Source organism: Bacterioplanoides sp. SCSIO 12839 (assembly GCF_024397975.1).
Taxonomy (GTDB): Bacteria; Pseudomonadota; Gammaproteobacteria; order Pseudomonadales; family Oceanobacteraceae; genus Bacterioplanoides.
Window position 1 is genome coordinate 922258 of the sequence record NZ_CP073745.1, and the last position, 15362, is coordinate 937619.

Here is a 15362-nt window from a genome sequence, read left to right on the forward strand (position 1 = left end):
AAGAATATCTTATCGCAAAGCGGGAAAAATCTCTCAGAATCCGACCATGGCACTCCTGATCACATCCCCGGCTTTGAACCGTGATTTCTGGCTATTTATGTGGTACAAACGTGCAAAAATAAAAACAAGTCTGGATGCCTCCATGAAATTATTGTTATCACTTCTGTGTGCTGTGATGTTGTCAGCGTGTGCAGCAACCACTGATATTGTGATCGAGCAGCCTTCCTCATCATTCCCACAAACTGCTCATAACGATGCCGTAGCGACTCATACAACCGCCGATACTCCCGCTGATGCAAAAAAAGAAGCGCAGCAGGCCAGTGCCTGGGCCGTTTCTGTTGATATTACGCCGCCACCAGGAATGCCGATGGGTGGTTACTCAGTGATGGCTAATAAAGGCATTGGATTTCGTACTCGTCTGAAAGCCCGGGTGATTTATCTTCAGGATAAGGACGGTGATGCCACCGCCCTGATTCAGACCGATCTGGCGGGAAGTTCGTTATTGGTGCATCACATGGTGGCGCAACGTGTGGCTGAACAGACCGGTTTAGCTCCCAAAGACATTGTGATTACGGCTTCCCATAGCCATTCGGCACCGGTGAATTTTTACGATAATGATTTTTACAACAAGCATATGTCGAGTGGCCAGTGGCTCGAGCCTGCTTTTCTGGAGTTTGTGACCCAACGTATTACCGATGGCATTCTGGAAGCCTACCAGCAGCGCCGTCCCGCCAGAATTGCCACGGGTAAACGTGATATTTATGGTTACAACCGCAATCGCTCTCTGGATGCTTATGTGCTTAATGACAATGCCGGGGACATTGATCTGGAAGATCCCAAAGCAAAGTTTAATGCCGTTAATCCATCCCTTTATATGATCCGTATTGATGTTGCTGATGATGACGGACATTTTTTACCACTGGCGGCGTTCTCAAGTTTTTCTGTTCACGCAACGGCGCTATCGGTACCGGTGGAGGTCTACAACGCAGATTTGTTTGCTTACGCTCAAAAAGATCTGGAATGGTCGATTGCTCGTCGACACCAGACACCATGGCCAGTGGTACACGGTTTAACCACCGGGACACAAGGCGACATGGCACCGGCATTGCCAGAACATGGTGATAATACTTTTGGTCATCACCCGGTGGATTGGCAGGCTGCCAGGCAGTTAGGCCAGGGCATCGGCAAAGAAGCAATTAGTTTGTTTGATTCACTGGCCCCCGAGTTGACGGCTGATGTCGATCTGGCAACGGCCGCCCGGGAAATCAATATCCGTGACAATAATCGTGTTGGTGAAGTGGAGTTATGTGATGAAGCGGCGGTCGGTAATCCGGTTGCGGCGGGCGCTTATGAGCGTCGAACTCCCTGGCTGGCAGCCGTGCCTTTTTTAAAAGGTGGTAATGTGATGTCACGCCGCTGGTGGCTGGATGAAGGCTGTCAGGGTAACAAACGTCACCTGGGCTTTTCATTTTTACAGCCTTTGCTGGAGCCAAAAGATAGTTTCCCGAACACCGTGCTGTTCCAGATTATTAAAGTGAATGATATGGCGGTGTTGCCGTTACCGTATGAAGTGACACAGGAAGCCGGTCGTCGTATGGCTACTGCCGTCAGCGAGGTGTTTGCAACCGCGGGACAACCACTTAAATACACCTGGGTATCCAGCATTTCCAATGGTTATTTTGGTTACACCACTACCCATGAAGAATATCAACGCCAGAACTACGAAGGTGGTCACACCTTATATGGGCAATATTCAACGCCTTATATCACGGCGCAACTGGGCCGTTTAGCGAGTGATTTTGTCGGCCAGGGTGCGTTTCAGGAGTTATTGCCAGAATGGCGTTATCAATTAAACATCAATAGTTTCTTGCCCGAAGCGGTGGAGAGTCAGGGAGCCCGGCAGTGGTTAACCACGGCAGAGCCGCAGATAAATGATACCCCGGATGAACACTACATGGCGGTAGAATGGCTGGATGTAGCGGCGGATAAAATTGCCTGGCATCAGCCGCTTGTCCGGGTTGAGGTTGAACAGCAGGGGAAGTGGGTTCCGCTGACTACCCATGAGCAACCGATTAATGATGACGGTTATGATATAGAGGTGCGCTGGCTGGATGACGCCGATGAAGGCATGGGGGAATATCAGGCGCGCTGGTATAACTTCGAGAAGATCCAATCGGTGTCCAGTGAGCGTTATCGGTTTGTAATCTCAGAGCGAAATGGTAGGCCAGAGCTGGCATCTGAGCCATTCGTTTTACCCGGAGACGCAATGGTTCAACCAACGGCATCTTACTGAAAGCGGTAAAGTTGGGTAAAACAAGCGCTGTGTGGCTGACGCTACCGGCGCTTTGTTGTTTTATGATGAATCGGTTCTGCCAAATTTGGATGAGAATTGTTATTATTAAAACTGACAGCCGCTGAGCTTTAGCATTGACTGGGCCAATGTTACCGGACTGTCATAATGACCCATTACACTTTGCGGCCCTGTTCAGTAGAATGTTCCGCTGATTTGATAACGGATAATGATTAGTCACCATGTTTAAGGCCATCTGGGCAGCTCGCTGGTATATGTTGTTGGGCTTCCTTGTCTTCATCTTTACCCTGATCGCGACCACTCCTCTGCATTTTGTCTGGCAATACGCTGAGCCACATGCCCGTGCATTACCGGTTAAGGTAAAACGGGTATCGGGTACCTTATGGCAGGGGCAATTACAGCTTCAGGCCCCTCAGGTTGGCTTGTTAGAGATTGACTGGCAGCTGGAACCGCTGGCGTTACTGATGGCCCAGGCAGACGTATTATTAGATGTGTCTGGTGAAGGAATCAGCCTTCAGACTCACGCACAAGTGTCGCTGGATCAACAATTGTCACTCTCTGAGACTCAGGGGGAACTTTCTTCGGCATTATTGCAACCTATGTTGAGAAAAGGTCGGGCTAATTTATCCGGAGATTTTGAAATATCCGGCCTGAACGCACTGGTGGATTTATCTTCCCGTCAGATTCATCAGGCTGAAGGCCGTATTGTCTTTACCGGCGGTGATGTGGGATTCCCGGTTGACGGCAAACCGATTCAGTCGACGTTGCCGCTGCTGGTGGGTGATCTGAAGCGCGAGCAGGAAAAAACCGTACTGGATATCAATACCGATGAAGGCTTGCCAATTGGCCAGGCTTTCTTGCAGAACGATGGTTGGGGAGGCGTTGCTATTCGTCGCCGCTTCCTCGATATTTTAGGGCAAAAGTGGCCCGCTCAGGCGACTGAAGAAACGGTAATTTTTGAAGTGTCTCAGAAGATTCTATAATCTGGCGCTTTTACGGAGTAACACACACTTGGCAACTGCTGCACAAACCACAGCAACGGAATTACAACTGGCTTCATGGCAGAAGCTGGTATTGGTGCTGGGCAAAACGATCTTTACCGTGTTGATTGCGATTCAGCTGGCGGCACTGGTGTGGATGTTGGTTGCTCCCCAGCCACTGTATTTAAAAGCCCCCTCGCGTGGTGATGGCTCTGCGGCACAAACCGGGATTCGAGGCACGGCTCAATACCATGTGTTTGGTGTTGCCACTGACGAACCGGTTCAGGCGGTACAAAAAGAAGTGGATGCGCCGGTTACCCGATTACGTTTGCGTTTGCTGGGAATCAATAAAGCGTCGGTGCCAGAAAACTCCAGCGCGATTATTGCACCACAATCCGGGCGCGGTGACTTTTATAAAATCGGCGACAAAATCCAGGGGCGTACCAAGCTGGCCGGTGTTTATGATGACAAAGTGGTATTGGATACGAATGGCAAGCTGGAAACGCTGAAGTTTGATGAAAAAGCCCGTGCTGGTATCAATGCCAGATCGGTTGCTGCGCCTAAACCACGTGCTGATCGTCGTCCGCGTGGTTCTATTCGTGAACGTCTGGGCAAAATTAAGTCTGCCGGTGAATTTATGGATATGGCGAATCAGGAAATGGCTGATAACCCTGAGGCGGCTCTGAATGAGCTGGGTTTACAGTCTGCTGGTTCGGGACAGGGCTATCGGGTTCAGCCTGGTTCGGTCTTAACCTCTCTGAAGCTGGTGCCCGGAGACATTGTGTTATCGGTCAATGGTCAGCGGTTAGGTGATATTGATGCTGACCGTGCGGTGCTTGAACAGGTCACAAGCTCCGGTAATGCACGCATTGAAGTGCAACGTGGCAATAATCGTTTTGTGGTTAATCACAAGTTAAATTAAAGGAAATGGGTGTGTTAAAGCGTTTTTCTATTGCAGTTTTTCTGCTGTTCAGCTTCTGGAGTGCCCAGGCGCAGGAAAACTGGCAGATTAATCTGAAAGATGCCGATATCGGTGCCTTTATCAGCCAGGTTTCGGATATCACCGGTAAAAGCTTTGTGATTGATCCTCGGGTGAAAGGCAAGGTGAACGTGCTTAGCAGCGGTCCGGTTGATCAGGAAGGCGTCTACGAGCTGTTTCTGTCGGTATTACAAGTCCATGGCTACGCTGCAGTGCCCGCTGGCGAAGTGGTATTAGTGGTTCAGCAAAACGAAATTAAGCAGCAAGGTCGCGATATTGAAGCGGCGGTGAGCAAAGAAAGCCAGGAAATGCTCACCAAAGTAATCCCGATTAAAAATACACCAGCACTGGATTTAGTGCCGATTTTGCGTCCATTAGTGGCCAAATACGGCCATCTTGCCGGAGTAAAATCCGCTAATACCTTAATTATTTCAGATCACGCCACTAACATTCGCCGCATTGAGCAAATCATTGAGCGTCTGGACAAATCGGGTGTTGAAGAGCTGGAAGTCATTCAGCTACGTGAAGCCTGGGTGGGCAATGTGGTGACCATGCTGCAAAGCCTGGATCCGGCTAAGGTCGCTCAGGGCAATAACGCTAATGTCGGTAAAACCGCGGGCAGTATTCGGGTGGTGGCTGATGAGCGCAGTAATCGTTTGATTATTAAAGGTGAAAAAACCGCACGTGATCGTATTCGTAAGTTGATTTCAGAGCTGGATACCCCGTCTTATTTCAGTGGTAGCGCACAGGTGATGCGTTTGCAGTATGCCGATGCCACCAAGTTGGCCGAGTTACTGAAAAACCTGTTATCTGAAGCGCCAGCGGCAGGAAAAGAAGCCAACCAGGCAAAAGGCAAGGCTGGTATTCATGCCGATGAAGATTTGAATGCACTGGTGGTTCGTGCAGAGCCTTCGTTGATGAAAGAAATTCAGGAGCTTGTGTCGTCGCTGGATGTTCGTCGTGCTCAGGTTCTGATTGAGTCGGCTATTGTTGAAGTCACCGGTGATGTGAACGACGCATTAGGTGTACAGTGGGCGATTGGCGATCTGGATAAGCCGGTGGGCGGCACTAACTTCAGTACCGCGGGTCCGAGTTTGTCGGCGATTGCCGGGTCGATTGCCTCGGGTAATCCAGCCGCTGCAATTGGTAGTGGCCTGACATTTGGTGCTTATAAAGAAGAAGATGGTGAAGCACAGTTTGGTGCGGTATTGCAGGCGATTCAGAGTGATACCAACACCAACCTGCTATCAACGCCAAGTATCATGACGCTGGATAACCAGGAAGCGGAAATTATTGTGGGTCAGAATGTACCTTTCCGTACCGGTTCAACTGCATCCAGTAACAACGCGAACCCATTCACGACCATTACCCGTGAAGATATTGGTGTGACGTTAAAGGTGAAGCCACACATTCATGATGGCGAAGCTATTCGTTTGGAAGTGGAAGCCACCACAGAATCGGTATCGACTACCAGTGTCGCCGGTAGTTCGGACTTAATCACCAATAAGCGTTCGATTAAAACCATGATTTTGTCAGAGAACGAAGAGACAATTGTACTGGGTGGTTTGATCCGGGATGATATTCGTAAAATTGAAAGCAAGGTGCCGCTGTTGGGTGATATTCCCTGGTTAGGTTGGTTATTCCGTGCTGAGTCGACTGAAAAAGTGAAAAGTAATCTGATGATTTTCCTGAAGCCGACCATCGTTACCGAAGCATCAAAAGCGCGTACATTAACCGAAGAACGGTTTGACGGTATTTGGGAATTCACACTGTCGGATGAGTTTGCCAACGAAAGCATTAACACGCGGATGGATAAATTGTTCCGTGGTATGCGTCGCTGATAGTGACCGTCACTTGGTATAAAAAGCTTTAAATAAAAAACAGGCCCTTCGTGGCCTGTTTTTTATTGTGCTCGTTATTGCCTGAAATCAGGTGGCAATTATTGAGCTAAGCCCAGTGGCTCTAACCCCGCTTCGCGCATTAACTCCAACAAACCGATTAACGGCAAACCAATCAGGCTGTTTTCATCCCGGCCTTCGAGTTTTTCAAACAGGTTGATGCCCAGTCCTTCTACCATAAAGCTGCCCGCGCAGTTGAGTGGTTGTTCCAGGTCGATGTAGCGCTCGACTTCTGTTGTGGACAATTCTCTGAAATGCACTGAGAACGGTTCGATCATCGAAACGTATTGCCCGCTGGCCGCGTTTAATAAACATAAACCGGTATAAAACTGGACGTGTTTGGCGCTGGACTGTTGCAGTTGTCGGATAGCGTTATCACGGGTTAACGGCTTGCCGCGGATTTCGCCGTCGAGAACGGAAGTCTGGTCACTGCCGATGATCCAATGCTCAGGATACTGGTTAGCTAATGCTTGCGCCTTTTCAATCGCGAGTCGCTCAACGTATTGTTGCGGCGTTTCTGCCGACAGTGGTGTTTCATCAATATCCGGCGACGCACAGGTAAAAGGGATACGAAGTTTATTCAGAATCTGGCGACGAAAGGGGGAGCTTGATGCCAGTAGTAGTTTAAAATCAGTCATGAGTTACGTATCAGCAAAATATTGAAGGCAATAAAAAAGGAGCCGCAGCTCCTTTTTTATTCTGGGTCAGAACTTAATCTGAGGTTTCTTAAGCGAAGTTAGCGTTCGCAAATTCCCAGTTTACCAGAGACCAGAAACCGTTCAGGTAATCCGGACGAACATTGCGGTAGTCAATGTAGTAAGCGTGTTCCCACAGATCAACAGTGATCAGTGGCGTAACACCTTCTTCAGTGATTGGCGTTGCCGCGTTAGAGGTATTAACGATGTCCAGAGAACCGTCGGCTTTTTTCACCAACCAGGTCCAGCTGGAGCCAAAGTTATTCACTGCCATGTCATTGAACTTGGCTTTGAATTCTTCGAAAGAACCAAAAGCAGCGTTGATTGCATCAGCAACCGCACCAGTTGGCTCGCCACCACCGTTAGGGCTCAGGCTGTTCCAGTAGAAGGTGTGGTTCCAGATTTGTGCAGCATTGTTAAATACGCCACCAGAAGAGGTTTTAACGATTTCTTCCAGAGTTTTGCCTTCAAACTCAGTACCACCGATTAAGCCATTCAGCTTCACTACGTAAGTGTTGTGGTGTTTACCGTGGTGGAAATCCAGAGTCTCGGACGAGATGTGTGGTTCCAGTGCATCTTTTGCATACGGCAGTGCTGGTAATTCAAACGCCATGATGGGTCTCCATTATCATTGCTAAGTCGGTTATTAACGGAATTAATTTGCCTGAAGGCTCTGCCACCGTTCTTTGTGATGGCTTTATGATTACCTATGTTGGGCTGAAAAATGACTTTTCAACCACTACCCGGTAATTGTTGATGTAAATCATACCACCTGCTCTGAAGCCATGCTACGCACTCAATTTATAAGGTTTTTGGCAACAAGTGTGCAATTACCTGATGTGCATTGTTTCGCTGCATCCGGTGGTCGGTTACTATTTGTAAAAAAACAGAGTATTACCCATGGAAAAGCAAAAAGATCCCATTGTTCCGGATATGAAACCATCCGCAGAAGATATCGAATTACGCAAACGTCAGATGGCTGCGCGCCGTCAGGCGGCACAGAGAGCGGCCATTTCCAATGCCGCAGCGGCACAAGCGCAGCCTGCAAAACAAACATTGGCGACGGTCGCTCTGATTGTGGCGCTGGTCATGGGGGGCTTGGCGGCTTTTTTGTTTATGCAGTTACAAAGTGTGCAAAAACAGTTGAATCAGGCCCAGGGTGTGATTGCTGATCAGGGTAAGAACCTGCAGCGGTTAAATGATCAGCTTTCAGCTACTGGGGAGAATGCCAACTTGTCAGTGGATGCGTTGAAAATTCTGGTGAAAGAGAATAACTCTGAAATCCGTAAGTTGTGGGACGTGTCGAACAAACGTAACAAAGCCAATATTAATGCCAATATTAAAGCCATTAAAAGTCTGAAAAGCTCGGTTGCTTCTGTGAAGAAAGCACAAGGTGCTGCAGAAAAGTCGCAGACAGCGGCATTGGCATCTGCCAAACGTGATATGTCGGCAACCGTTGATAAGAAGGTTGCTGCATTATCTGGTCGGGTGAAGCAGGTTGAGTCTGCCGCATCGGATATTGCCACAGCACAATTGGGTGTTAGTCAGAACAGTGATGCTTTACAGGCGTTGGAAGCCAAAGTTGCCAGCATTAAAACCGGTGGTGATCTGGGTGATATGAAGCTGGAAATTGAAGACATTCAGATTCGTTTGGATCGCATTCAAAACGCTTTAGGTGGTGCTCAGTAATGACACGGCTTGAGGCCAGAACCGATATCGCCAATGTGGACGCACAACTGTTAAGACAGCAGTTTGCAGCCGTGTTGCAGCAACAGCAAAGCCTGGCTTCAGCGGCGGTGGTTCTGGGGCAGTGCAGTGATACACCGTCGACGGCTTTTTTCTTTGCCTATCAGCTGGCTGTGCGTCATTTGGATGAGTGCTTACAAGACGATGAGTTTGCGGCCTTTGCGGCTTCAGAATCGGGCGTTCGCAGCTCTCGTGACTATACAACGCAGCTGCATTCGGATGGTGTAAGACAGTCTGTCAGCGGAGTGAAATCTCATGTCATGTTGATGGCATCGGGTTTGATCGACTATCTGTATGTGCTGGCTAATGATGAGGAGCAACATCTGAGCTGTGCCAAAGTGGCCTCTGTCAGTTCAGGTGTGTTGGCTGAACCCACTGGTAAAGCACAGCCGTTTGTTTGCGATGTACCACACACACCGGTCAGGCTGGATGCAGTCGAGGTTGTGCCTGGTGGTGTTACCGCTGATGCCCATAAGCGATGTTTTAAACCATTTCGTTATTGGGAAGATGTGATGGTTTTGTTGGCATTCAGTGGCTGGATGGTGACACATGCTGATGATGAAGCCGAACCGTTATTGCATGCTGAGTCACAGCGTCTGATTGATAGTTACGAACGTAGCCCAGGCTATTATCAGCCAGAAACTTTCTCCATCATGGATGGCGTCATCACCACATTGCAGCAAACCAGTAGTTATTTATCGGATGATCAGAGGTTGTTATGGCAACGTGACAGTCGTTTGCTGCAACTGGGCTCAGCTGCCCGTGCTGCAGTTCAGAAAAAGCTTACTGGTTGAGCTGCGAAATTCTTGATTAAACTGCGTTTGATATTGTTACGGACGAGTGCTGGCTGATATAGACACATCGGCGCTGATGTTTTTAGCTGAGCCGGTGTAATCCTGACCGGAATAAGAAATCTCACGGATGATGTTTGAGGTGCTGCTCTCCACTTTTAATGTATCGACCAGGCCCGTTTCAGGTGGAGAATCCAGTGTTTCGTCTTTCGTCAGTGTTTGTCCAAGATTAGCGCGTGTCACTTTCTGGTTAGCTTGCTGCTGCTCGTGATTGTACTTTTCTTTATCGGTGTGGGTGTAGTAACTGGTGCTGGTGTAGTTATGGGTGTCGTTGCCAGAAGCGCTGGGTTGAATAGCGCCTTTAACAATATGCTCATCCATCTCTGTGTTCAGCAGACGCGGAATCTGAATGCTTTGTGATGTTGTCCGGTTATAGCGCTTAGCGCGTGAGTAGTTGTAGTGATGAGTGCGTTGCTTGGCTTCCTCTATGGCCGTGAAAATATCATCTGAATAATATTGGTCATGTTGTGAAGGGGCTGCCAATGTTGTTAAAGACAGGCCGCTGAACAAGCAGGCAAGCATCATCGAGTTACGCATAACATTAACGCTCTTGAGCGGTGATCGTGACTTCTGAGCGGATATTACGGGCAGAGCCGGAAAATCCTGCGTCGGAGTAGTTAATTTCGCGCACAAATACCTCATTCGTTGAGGACTCAATTTGCTGAATAGCATCTGGTGTGGTTGCCGTAACACTGTTGACGTTGTTGGTTTCGTCCAGCTCGTTAATTTTACGGCCAAGATTGGTCTCCACAACGGACTCTTCAACGACAGTATCGCGTTGATCGCCGGCGGCGGTTGCCCCTACAGCGCCTTCAATGACCTGGCTATTCATTTCGCTGTTCAGCATTTTCGGGAAATCAAAGCTTTGAGATGTAGAGCGGTTATACCAGGTTTTACCCACGTAACGTTTGTCGACTGGGTTGTGTTTTGCGTGGGCAACTGCATCATCGATGTTGGTTGAATAATAGGCTTCATTGCCTGGCTGAGCCTGGAGGTGTAGCCCGGCTGCGAGCAAAGTCAGAGTGGCACTTGAGAGAATCAGCGTATTCCGTATACGGCTCATGGTGAAGGCCCTATCAGTTTTTGTTATTTTTTGTAATTATTTAAATATAGCAAGGCGTACTTTTTATGTACAATAATCCGGTAAGATTTACAAAGCGTTTTGTTACTGCATTGGGTCTGTTGCCAGAAATGGCGTTTCTTCAGCTCTGATCAGTCAGCAACAGGAATATAATAATGATAAAAACAATGAAATGGGGCTTGTGCCTGATGGCCCTGACTGCGGTAGCGGGATGTACCGTTCATCACTCGTTTGGCGATCACTTTGGGGCTTATGTGGCTCCTGCCGAGGAACAGGCATTCAAAACGGTTGGCTATCGCTGGGACTATGAGAACACCGCGTTATTGTACGTCTACCGTCCGGCCACTCAATGGTCGATGGATGAGTTGGAAACCCCAAGCTTTAATGTGAACGATGAGCGCCTGTTCAATATTAAGGGCGGCAGTTATACCTGGTATGAGATGGAGCCAGGCTCTTACGATATTGTCATGCGTCGCGGCATTTTTGGTTTTGAAGGGCTAGGTTGGTTTGAGATTAAACGGCTGGCTGAAATTTATCTCGAAGCAGAAGCCGGTAAGGTTTATTACCTGCGCTATTCTGAAATCGATCCACCAGTGATTGACCCGGATCTGGAAGATATTCCGCTGGGTGATGGGCCATTACAACTCGTTGCTCCCAGTCGCGCATTGGCAGAGCTGAAAGACACACAAATGATACACCATGGCCGTGGTTTGCTGGCGGCTCAGGATATTGAAGTGGATGAAAGTCTGCAGCAGGTTTTTGAGGCAGGTCTTGAGCAAAGCGAGGCTACGGATGCCTCGTCTCCCTTTGCGGACGACACCGGTTTAAAAGCCAGACCCCGGACTAAAGAAGAAGAGTGGTGGCCGTTTTAGGTCAGACCTCAATGGGTTACAATACAGTCATAATTCAAACGCCCGCTCTTGCGGGCGTTATTACAACTGTATGAGCCAGAGAGAGGCCTTTCATGACGGTGATCAAGCAAGAAGATCTGATCCAAAGCGTGGCTGACGCGCTGCAGTATATTTCCTACTACCACCCTAAAGATTTTATCGACGCCGTTCATGAGGCGTATCAGAGAGAAGAGTCTAAGGCTGCCAAAGATGCCATGGCTCAGATTCTGATCAACTCCCGTATGTGTGCCATGGGCAAACGTCCGATTTGTCAGGATACCGGTATTGTGACCGTTTTTCTGACCATTGGTATGGACGTGAAGTTTGACGGTGACATGAGTGTTGAAGATATGGCGAACGAAGGTGTTCGTCGTGCTTACACCCACCCGGATAACGTTTTGCGTGCTTCTGTTCTGGCTGATCCGGATGGTAAGCGTGCCAACACTAAAGATAACACGCCTGCTGTTATTCACATGAAACTGGTTCCGGGTAACACCGTTGATGTTCATGTGGCAGCCAAAGGTGGTGGTTCTGAAGCAAAAACCAAGTTCGCCATGCTGAACCCATCCGACTCGATCGTTGATTGGGTACTGGAACAAGTGCCGAAGATGGGTGCTGGCTGGTGCCCTCCAGGCATGCTGGGTATTGGTATTGGTGGTACGGCAGAAAAAGCCATGATGGTGGCAAAAGAGTCTCTGCTGGACCCAATCGATATCCATGAACTGCAGGAACGTGGTGCCTCTAACCGTGCTGAAGAACTGCGTTTGGAACTGTTCGAAAAAGTAAACAAGCTGGGTATTGGTGCTCAGGGTCTGGGTGGTTTAACCACCGTCCTAGACGTAAAAGTGGCGGATTACCCAACCCACGCTGCGAACAAGCCAGTGGCAATTATTCCGAACTGTGCGGCGACTCGCCACACGCACTTTACTCTGGATGGCTCTGGCCCTGCGTCACTGGAAGTCCCAAGCCTGGAAGACTGGCCGGAAATCAGCTGGGAAGTGGGTGAAAATGTTCGCCGCGTTAACCTGAATGAAGTGACTCCGGAAGACGTGAAAGAATGGCAACCGGGTGAAACCATCCTGCTGTCTGGCAAGATGCTGACCGGCCGCGATGCGGCGCATAAGCGCATGGTGGATATGATCGCCAAAGGCGAAGAGCTGCCGGTTGATCTTAAAGGCCGCTTTATTTATTACGTTGGCCCGGTTGATCCGGTACGCGAAGAAGTGGTTGGCCCGGCTGGCCCAACTACGGCAACCCGTATGGATAAGTTCACCCGCACGGTACTGGAAGAAACCGGCCTGTTGGGCATGATTGGTAAAGCCGAACGTGGTCCGATTGCGATTGAAGCGATCAAAGACAACGAAGCGGTTTACCTGATGGCTGTGGGTGGCGCGGCTTACTTAGTATCTCAGGCGATTAAAGAAGCCAAAGTGGTTGGTTTCGAAGATCTGGGTATGGAAGCGATTTACGAGTTTGATCTGGTGGATATGCCGGTGACGGTAGCTGTCGATAGCAAAGGTGAATCGGTTCACCAGACTGGCCCACAAGAGTGGTTCCAGCGCATCAATGCTAAAGAGGTGTAAGCGCTAAAGAGGTTTAAGCACCTTAACTAAAGCCGGATACTCTATCCGGCGATAAAGCGTAACCGCCCTTTAAAAAGCTCCTTTTCCTGTGGAATTGGAGCTTTTTTATTGCCTGATGATCGGCCAGTCTGACTGTCGGTAAATATGTTTTATTGATAATGATTCCTGTTATTTTTTGTTATTTTAATTGTCACCAACACGTCGCTTAACTGTCACTTCTGTTTTTTAGCCTGCCATCTCCAAACTTTAATTGGGTACTTGGAGAAGTCCTGTGGAATCAATGAAAAAAAATAGCTTATACAAAGCGGTAATGGCTGCCTCAATGACGCTGGTTTTAGCGGCATGTGGTGCTGATGGCAAAGATGGTGCTGACGGTGCACAAGGTCCTAAAGGTGATCAAGGCGATGCGGCTGTTGCATCTCCTGGCGCTCCGGGTACGCCTGGTGCCGATGGTCAAAACGGAGCCGACGGACAAAACGGAGTCGACGGACAAAACGGGGTTGATGGACAGAATGGAGCCGACGGTAAAGACGCTTCTGTAAATCGTCTAACTCGTATTGCAACGGTACCAGCCGGTGCTGAAGTGACGGGTATTTTCCTGACAGAAGAAGGCGATTTATTTTTTAACGCACAACACCCTTCCAGCAGTAACGTCGAAACCGATGGTAATGCTGTGGCCTATAACACTGGCACCGTGGGTGTGATCGCCGGTATGAATTTCAATAAATTACCGGAAGCATTGATCAGTATTCCAGTGCCTTCGAGTGATTATGAACGCCAGACCATTCAAACAGCCTATGGCCAATATCAGATTCTGGGTCAAACGGCTTCGACGCTGGATGGTAAATTAGCGAACGGTTTAGGTACGGTTTATAACCTGGCTGGTGATACCAAGATTTTTGAAAACAATATGCCTGATTTTAATGGCTTTGTTGCTACCGGCGAAGGTGAAGGCTATTTGTTCACCAACTGGGAATTATACCCAGGTGCCATGAGCCGTATGAACCTGAAAAAAGGTGCTGATGGTAACTGGAGTGTGCTGGATGCCATGATGGTTGATTTTGCTCCGGTAAAAGGCACTGGCGCTAACTGTTTTGGTTCGGTATCTCCGTGGGGAACACCACTGACCTCTGAAGAGTGGGTGGTTAATACGAAGGTTTCTGGCACGACTGATCCTAGCTGGAATGACGCTGAAAATATTGCTGCTAATGGCTTATTAGCGGGTATGTGGGCGTTAGAAAGTGCGGCAAGTAACCCATATTATTATGGTTATATTGTTGAAATTACCAATCCTTTAGCTGATACGCCGGTTCCGGTTAAGCATTATACCATCGGTCGTTATGAGCATGAAAACTCGGTTGTAATGCCAGATCGCAAAACCGTTTATTCATCTCAGGATGATACCGGCGGTGTATTATTTAAATTTGTTGCTGATACCGCTGAAGACCTGAGTGTAGGTACGTTATACGGTGCAAAATTGGTTCAGGACGCGGGTATTAATGATCCGGCAATTACCGGTTTTGACGTTAGCTGGGTTGAATTAGCCAAAGGTAATAACGCTGACATTCAGGTTTGGATTGATGAGTTTAACGGTATTGATACCGATGACTTTGATGCCACCGGCAACCCTCTGATGAACGCTGACGATGCCAACAGTGGCACCAGTTATATGACGGTTAAGGATGTTGAAGCCTGGGCAGCATGGGTGAACGCCGGACGTCCAGCAGGCACGAAATACCCAACTGTCGCACAGGGTGGCGGTAAAGTAACAGCCGGTAAAGACATGGATGACCGTGCGGCTTTCCTGGAATCTCGTCAGGCTGCTAAACAATTAGGTGCGACAGCCGAATGGCGTAAGCTGGAAGGTATTTCGATTCATCAGGATCGTGTGCTGGAAGCCATTACGGGTGAAGACCGTGTTGCTGACGAAACAGTCACTGAAGCTTATATGTACATCGGTATTGCCGATATCGATAACACCATGATTGACGGTGAAGGTGATATTCAATTATCCAACCGTGTTAAAGATTGTGGTGGTGTTTATCGCGCGAAAGTTGATAACGACTACAGCCTGAGCCGTATTGAACCGGTTGTCATGGGAGCGACGTATCGCAGCAGCCTGGACGGTGCGGAACGTTGTGATGTTGAGAACCTTTCTCAGCCGGATAATGTTGTTGTCATGAAAGATGGCCGTATTCTGATTGGTGAAGATGGCTTCCAGGAAAACAACACATTATGGATGTACGATCCTCGTTAATCCTTAAAGTGTAATACCGCCACCCTCTAAAGGGTGGCGGTATTTTTTGCAATAAAAATAATTCATTGAGATATAGCTGTCATATACATGC

At 48.6% G+C, this 15362-nt stretch carries 13 protein-coding genes; 9 read left to right on the top strand and 4 right to left on the bottom strand.

From position 1 onward, the window contains the following. The first annotated feature begins 46 nt into the window (after nucleotides 1-46). The 4 genes from KFF03_RS04300 (at nucleotide 47) to gspD (ending at nucleotide 6111) form a co-directional block, all read left to right on the top strand. Entirely contained in the window at nucleotides 47-2293 is a 2247-nt protein-coding gene (locus tag KFF03_RS04300) for a neutral/alkaline non-lysosomal ceramidase N-terminal domain-containing protein (protein ID WP_255859116.1), read from the top strand. A gap of 239 nt (nucleotides 2294-2532) precedes the next feature. Next, on the top strand, nucleotides 2533-3294 hold the full coding sequence (gene gspN / locus KFF03_RS04305) for a type II secretion system protein N (RefSeq protein ID WP_255859118.1): 762 nt from the start codon (nucleotides 2533-2535) through the stop codon (nucleotides 3292-3294). A gap of 28 nt (nucleotides 3295-3322) precedes the next feature. Beyond that, nucleotides 3323-4213, top strand: a complete 891-nt coding sequence (locus tag KFF03_RS04310; RefSeq protein WP_255859119.1) for a type II secretion system protein N — start codon at nucleotides 3323-3325, stop codon at nucleotides 4211-4213. Between the two features lie 5 nt (nucleotides 4214-4218). Continuing rightward, nucleotides 4219-6111 carry a type II secretion system secretin GspD gene (gene gspD, locus KFF03_RS04315; RefSeq protein WP_370647450.1) on the top strand — a complete coding sequence of 631 codons (1893 nt, stop codon included), beginning with the start codon at nucleotides 4219-4221 and terminating at the stop codon, nucleotides 6109-6111. Nucleotides 6112-6209: 98 nt separating this feature from the next. Here the strand turns inward: gspD and KFF03_RS04320 are convergent, their stop codons facing one another. Both KFF03_RS04320 and sodB read right to left on the bottom strand, forming a co-directional pair. After that, nucleotides 6210-6806, bottom strand: a complete 597-nt coding sequence (locus tag KFF03_RS04320; RefSeq protein WP_255859121.1) for a nucleoside triphosphate pyrophosphatase — start codon at nucleotides 6804-6806, stop codon at nucleotides 6210-6212. A gap of 88 nt (nucleotides 6807-6894) precedes the next feature. Further along, on the bottom strand, nucleotides 6895-7476 hold the full coding sequence (gene sodB, locus KFF03_RS04325; protein ID WP_255859122.1) for a superoxide dismutase [Fe]: 582 nt from the start codon (nucleotides 7474-7476) through the stop codon (nucleotides 6895-6897). 287 nt (nucleotides 7477-7763) lie between these two features. Here sodB and KFF03_RS04330 point away from each other — a divergent pair, with 287 nt between their 5' ends. Next, nucleotides 7764-8552 (top strand): hypothetical protein, encoded by a 789-nt coding sequence (locus KFF03_RS04330; protein ID WP_255859123.1) that lies wholly within the window; start codon nucleotides 7764-7766, stop codon nucleotides 8550-8552. After that, nucleotides 8552-9403 (top strand): hypothetical protein, encoded by an 852-nt coding sequence (locus KFF03_RS04335; protein WP_255859125.1) that lies wholly within the window; start codon nucleotides 8552-8554, stop codon nucleotides 9401-9403. Before KFF03_RS04330 ends, KFF03_RS04335 begins: the two co-directional genes overlap by 1 nt. A 36-nt stretch (nucleotides 9404-9439) precedes the next feature. On the opposite strand, the gene KFF03_RS04340 is transcribed toward KFF03_RS04335, so the two are convergent. Together KFF03_RS04340 and KFF03_RS04345 are read right to left on the bottom strand one after the other, a co-directional pair. Continuing rightward, complete coding sequence (locus KFF03_RS04340; protein WP_255859126.1) at nucleotides 9440-9997, bottom strand: hypothetical protein; 558 nt, start codon at nucleotides 9995-9997, stop codon at nucleotides 9440-9442. Between the two features lie 4 nt (nucleotides 9998-10001). Next, complete coding sequence (locus KFF03_RS04345; RefSeq protein ID WP_255859127.1) at nucleotides 10002-10523, bottom strand: hypothetical protein; 522 nt, start codon at nucleotides 10521-10523, stop codon at nucleotides 10002-10004. 173 nt (nucleotides 10524-10696) lie between these two features. Between KFF03_RS04345 and KFF03_RS04350 the strand changes: the two genes are divergently transcribed. From KFF03_RS04350 to KFF03_RS04360, 3 genes are all read left to right on the top strand, one after another. Continuing rightward, the gene (locus KFF03_RS04350; RefSeq protein WP_255859129.1) at nucleotides 10697-11413 is read left to right on the top strand and encodes a DUF2846 domain-containing protein; all 717 of its coding nucleotides are present in this window, start codon (nucleotides 10697-10699) and stop codon (nucleotides 11411-11413) included. A gap of 92 nt (nucleotides 11414-11505) precedes the next feature. Next, nucleotides 11506-13014: a fumarate hydratase gene (locus KFF03_RS04355; RefSeq protein ID WP_255859130.1), complete on the top strand. Its 1509-nt coding sequence runs from the start codon at nucleotides 11506-11508 to the stop codon at nucleotides 13012-13014. A gap of 280 nt (nucleotides 13015-13294) precedes the next feature. Continuing rightward, complete coding sequence (locus KFF03_RS04360; RefSeq protein WP_255859131.1) at nucleotides 13295-15271, top strand: alkaline phosphatase PhoX; 1977 nt, start codon at nucleotides 13295-13297, stop codon at nucleotides 15269-15271. The last annotated feature ends 91 nt before the right edge of the window (nucleotides 15272-15362 follow it).

Coding starts and splice junctions, on each gene's coding strand:
- KFF03_RS04320 (WP_255859121.1), bottom strand. CDS start 6,806: ATGACTGATTTTAAACTACTACTGGCATCAAGCTCCCCCTTTCGTCGC.
- KFF03_RS04330 (WP_255859123.1), top strand. CDS start 7,764: ATGGAAAAGCAAAAAGATCCCATTGTTCCGGATATGAAACCATCCGCA.
- gspN (WP_255859118.1), top strand. CDS start 2,533: ATGTTTAAGGCCATCTGGGCAGCTCGCTGGTATATGTTGTTGGGCTTC.
- KFF03_RS04300 (WP_255859116.1), top strand. CDS start 47: ATGGCACTCCTGATCACATCCCCGGCTTTGAACCGTGATTTCTGGCTA.
- KFF03_RS04335 (WP_255859125.1), top strand. CDS start 8,552: ATGACACGGCTTGAGGCCAGAACCGATATCGCCAATGTGGACGCACAA.
- sodB (WP_255859122.1), bottom strand. CDS start 7,476: ATGGCGTTTGAATTACCAGCACTGCCGTATGCAAAAGATGCACTGGAA.
- KFF03_RS04360 (WP_255859131.1), top strand. CDS start 13,295: ATGAAAAAAAATAGCTTATACAAAGCGGTAATGGCTGCCTCAATGACG.
- KFF03_RS04340 (WP_255859126.1), bottom strand. CDS start 9,997: ATGCGTAACTCGATGATGCTTGCCTGCTTGTTCAGCGGCCTGTCTTTA.
- KFF03_RS04355 (WP_255859130.1), top strand. CDS start 11,506: ATGACGGTGATCAAGCAAGAAGATCTGATCCAAAGCGTGGCTGACGCG.
- KFF03_RS04350 (WP_255859129.1), top strand. CDS start 10,697: ATGATAAAAACAATGAAATGGGGCTTGTGCCTGATGGCCCTGACTGCG.
- gspD (WP_370647450.1), top strand. CDS start 4,219: ATGGGTGTGTTAAAGCGTTTTTCTATTGCAGTTTTTCTGCTGTTCAGC.
- KFF03_RS04345 (WP_255859127.1), bottom strand. CDS start 10,523: ATGAGCCGTATACGGAATACGCTGATTCTCTCAAGTGCCACTCTGACT.